Consider the following 4,391-nt stretch of genomic DNA (forward strand, 5'->3'; position numbering starts at 1 on the left):
GAAGTCGCTGATCAGGGCGAACACCGTGCGCTGCGGGACTTCGACCAGGCGCTCGGCATAGGTCAAGGCGCCACCGATATCCGTGCCGCCACCCAGCTGGATGCTCATCAAGACCTCCACCGGGTCATCGAGGCGATCGCTGAGATCAACCACCGCGGTGTCGAATACGACCAGTTTCACGTTGACCGCGGGCAAGCCGGCGAGGATGCCGGCCAGCACCGCGGTGTGGATGACCGAATCGACCATGCTGCCCGACTGGTCGACGCACAGGATGATGCGCCATGGCAACTGCCGGCGGATCCGTGAAAAGAAGTAGCTCTGCTGTAGTACCAGCTGGCGGCGCTCGGGCGACCAGTTCTTGAGGTTGCGCCGGATGGTGGTCTTCCAGTCGAAATTCCGGGCGACCTGCAGCGGGCTGTGGCGGAAGCGGTTGAGGTGCCCGCTGAAGCTCCTGCGCACCTCTTCCTCCAGCTTGCGCCGCAGTTCCTCGACGATCTTCCGGACCAGCGCGCGGGCGGCCGCCAGCACTTCGCCTTTCATGTGGCCCTTGAAGCTGAGGATCATCTTGAGCAGCGCGGGGCTCGGCTCGATCCGGGCAAGGGCCTCGGGGTCGGTGACGAGCTCGTTCATGCCGTAGCGATCCAAAGCGTGCGCCTCGATGGTCTCGATGGTTTCGCGAGGGAACAGCTCGCGCACCTCGTTGAGCCAGTCGGGTACCGTGAGTTGCGAGGCGTCGAGGCTGCCCGGTCCCTTGTCCCCGTCGCTGCCGCGGACGCCCCGGCCGGCATACTCGCGCCCGTAGAGGAAATCCAGGGCACGGTCCATCCTCCGGCCCGACTTGTCGGGTGGCGGGGGCAGGTGTTTGTCGGCATAGCGGCCGAGGACCAGTCGCCAGCGGGCCAACTTTTGGGATGTGTCACCCATGGCTTGCCTCCAATCCATCGTCCCGCAGGCAGCGGCGGAGTTCCGCCATGAGCGCGAGGTTGGCGGCGACGAACGCTTCGCTCAGGTCGGTTTGATACCAGTCGATGCCTGCATCCGTGCCATGAAGCGCCGCGACCCGCTCGCTGGTCCGGTCGGTTTCCCTCGGGGTGTGGCCGGAGAAGGCGAGGCGCAGGTGCGGGAGCGCACCGAGAAAGTCGTCCTCGTCCCAGCCGGAGATGATGTCGTCCAACCGCTCCAGGAAAGCGTCGTCCTGCCAGGTCAATTCGCGGCATTGCGCCAGTACACCCTGCAGGTAACGCGAGAACCCGGACCCGCCGATGCCTCCGGGCAAGCCCCGGGCCGTGATCCGGGCGAGCAATTCATCCCGGGGCAGCAATCCCTCCGCGTAGAGGAAGCCGGCGAGCCCGCCCGCCAGCTCGGGCACGTGGCCCGGGCGCCGCTCCGCAGCCTTCGCCGCCTCGTGGAACCAGGCGGGATCGAGCTGTTCCTGCTCGGAGCGCAGCATGCCGCGGACGCTTGCCAGTTCCCCGGCAGCCTCGACCTGGCGCTCGTCCGCCGCTCCGGCGAGTTCACCGAGCAGGTAGCAAAGCCGGCGGTATGCCTCTTCCGCGAGACCATCCGCGCCATTGAGCTTTTCCGCTTCCAGGGGGCCGGGAAAGCGCCGCAGCAGGGTCAACCGCAGGGTGGCTTCCAGGCAGCGCGAAAAGTTGCCTTCTTCCTCGAGCTTGCGACGGGCCAGTGGCACGAAGCGGTTCCCCTCGGCATGCAGCCCGAGCCGGCAGCAGAACAACAACAAGCCGACCGCATCCCCGGCGCCCACCTCGCTGCCCTGGTCCTCGAACTCCCGTTCCCGCTCATGCAGCCTTCCCACCAGGGCTTCGGCCAAGGTGGCACCATGGATCGATGCCGCCACCAGCGACGCTTCGGTCTGCGGGCTCCAGGCGTAGTTCCAGCGCTCGTTCTGAAGATTCAACCCGGTTCCTTCCAGGAAGTCCGGCCCGGTGACAAAGCGCGCCAGCGGGACGTCGAGGAACTCGAGTGACCGGAAGAAACGTGATCGCCGGCGATGGCGGTCGCTCTTGTAAATCTCGAGCGTCATCTCCCGCGGCCGGGTGTCGTCGAGCTTGAGCCCCAGCTCGGCCGCCTGGCGGCGGAAATCGTCGAGGAGCGGCAGCTCGACCAGGTGTCCGGGCACCTGTCCGGTGCCGTCGCCGGTGAGCAGGTCGTCGACCACCGCCAGCACCGCCCGCCCGTCGGCATCCATCTCTCCCTTCACCAAGCTACTACGGATCCCGTCGATCAGGTCCTCCCTCAACGGGCCGGGATTGCCCCGGAAGGCCGCCAGCTGGCAAGCCTGGTGATGGGCGGCGATCGCGTCGGCGGTGGACATCGGCAAGGCGAGGCCGCGCCGCCGGGTCTCGCGGGGCAACTCAACGACCATTTCCCGGCATAGCTTCTCGAGCACCTCGCGGCCACTTCCCTCCGCCTCCCAGAGGCGCTGGTAGTAGCCCGGCGACGGCATCCCGGCGCCGTAGCCGTTCAGCGCGTCGAGCTGACGGAAGCTGTAGGGGATCAGGGCATGCAGGCGTTCGTCGTCGCGGGGACCTTCGGGGAGTTCGATCCGATCCCGCTTCGGCGCGACCAATGCCGGGGTGTGGAAACCGCCGGTCACGACCAGCAGCGGACCGTCGGCACCGGCCCGCTTGAGGCGCCGGCGCTCGCGCTCGACATGACCGGCCATGCATTGTTCGCGGGCGAGGTTGCCGTCGGCCCGCAGCTCGTCGTCGCCGTAGTGGGCGCGCCCGAGATAGCAGTAGGCCGCGACCTCGCGGATGAAGCGTCCGCGGTCGCCCGCGCGGAAACCGCTTTCAAAAAGCCGGTCCCACAATTCGTCGGTATCGCGGCAGCCGCGGCGGCGGGCGAGCTCCTTGAGGTAGCGGCTATTGGCGAGATGGGTCTCGTCGAGCAAACTGGAACTCCCTTCCGCGGCCTCCGAACAAAGCGTCTGGACGGCATGGTCGAGGTCGCAGAAGCCCAGCCGCGCCCCGACGGCGCTGCCTTCCCGGACGGCGACCAGCTCCGGCGAGTAATCGCACAACGGGTAAAAGGCGCCGAAGCGCGGGGGAGGCAGCGCCGTGTCCCGTGCCGCGGACGTCCTGCGGCGGCGGTCGATGAACAAGCTGTAGAGTGCAACGGGTGCCTGCAGCGCGGGGTCCGCAAGTGCCGGCAAGTAGCCGCCCAGCGATTCGGGGCCCTCGATCAGGATCGATGCCGGCCTGCGCTCGCGGATCAGCCCGGCCAGGTGCCAGGCACAGGCGGGACTGTGGTGGCGGATCGGGAAGAAGATCGTGCGGCCATCGTCCAGCCGCCCGAGGAAATCCTCCAGCTCACGCTCCAGTCCACAGGCGTCGCCCCCCGTCATCTCAACCAAGGAGCTTGCGTGAGTCGTAGAAGCTCTTCCAGACGCCGCCCCGCTTCGAGCGGACCTTGGCGACCACCTCGAGGTAGTGGGCGAGCTTGCGGGAGTCCTCCGGGTCGTCCTTGAACACGGTGCCGACGATCTGGCGGACGACGTGCTGTCCGCCGGCTTGTCCGGGGCCGAAGTAGTGGGCATCAAGGCAGGCGGAAAACGCCACCGCGACCGCTTCGGCCGTCGACATCACGGTGCCGGGTTTCTCGATGGTGGCGCCTTCCTGCGTCCGGCCGTTGCGGAGGTCCTGGAAGGTGGTGACCAGGAGCTCGAGGGTGTCGTCCGGCAGCCGGGCCTCGACCTCATGCGCCGCCAGCAGCCGCGAGGTTTGCTCGCGCACCAGCGTCATCTCCAGGTCGCGGTCGGCGATCGGCGGCACGGTTTCGAAGTTGAAGCGGCGCTTGAGGGCGCTCGACATTTCGTTGACCCCACGGTCCCGCAGGTTGGCGGTGGCGACGATGTTGAAGCCCTTCGCCGCATGCAGGATGCCATCGTCGCCGAGTTCCGGGACATGCAGGTGCTTGTCGGAGAGGACGCTGACCAGCGCGTCCTGCATCTCGGGCTGGCAGCGGGTGATCTCCTCGAACCGCACGATTTTCCCTTCCTTCAGTCCGCGGTGGACCGGCCCGGGTACGAGGGACCGCGGGGTCGGGCCTTCGGCAAGCAACAGCGCGTAGTTCCAGGAGTACTTGATCTGGTCCTCGGTGGTGCCGGCGGTGCCCTGGATCGTCAGCGACGAATCGCCGCTGATCGCCGCCGCCAGCAACTCGGAGAGCATCGACTTCGCAGTGCCCGGCTCGCCGACAAGCATCAGGCCGCGGTTGCCGAGCAGGGTCACAATCGAGCGCTCGACCAGCAGGTCGTCGCCGTAGTACTTCCGGCCGATCTCCACGCCGCCGATTTTCTTCCCATCGCTGCCGCGGATGAAGGTGAGCACGGCGGCGGGGCTGGGCCGCCAGCCCGGCGGGCGGCGGGC

Annotated in this window: 3 protein-coding genes; all 3 read right to left on the reverse strand. The window is 67.8% G+C overall.

The features are described from left to right. The coding region (locus tag IG178_RS08310) for a VWA domain-containing protein (RefSeq protein ID WP_193212076.1) at positions 1–924 on the reverse strand (924 nt) is incomplete at its 3' end. After that, on the reverse strand, positions 917–3,367 hold the full coding sequence (locus IG178_RS08315) for a DUF5682 family protein (RefSeq protein ID WP_193212077.1): 2,451 nt from the start codon (positions 3,365–3,367) through the stop codon (positions 917–919). The genes IG178_RS08315 and IG178_RS08310, both read right to left, overlap by 8 nt. 1 nt (position 3,368) lies before the next feature. After that, positions 3,369–4,391: ATP-binding protein (locus IG178_RS08320; protein ID WP_193212078.1), on the reverse strand; the 1,023-nt coding region annotated here is incomplete at its 5' end.

Source organism: Neoluteolibacter marinus, assembly GCF_014904755.1.
GTDB lineage: Bacteria > Verrucomicrobiota > Verrucomicrobiia > Verrucomicrobiales > Akkermansiaceae > Haloferula > Haloferula marina.

What these genes read in the sequence shown, in the direction of transcription:
- IG178_RS08315 (WP_193212077.1), bottom strand. Translation starts at nt 3,367, where the DNA reads ATGACGGGGGGCGACGCCTGTGGACTGGAGCGTGAGCTGGAGGATTTC.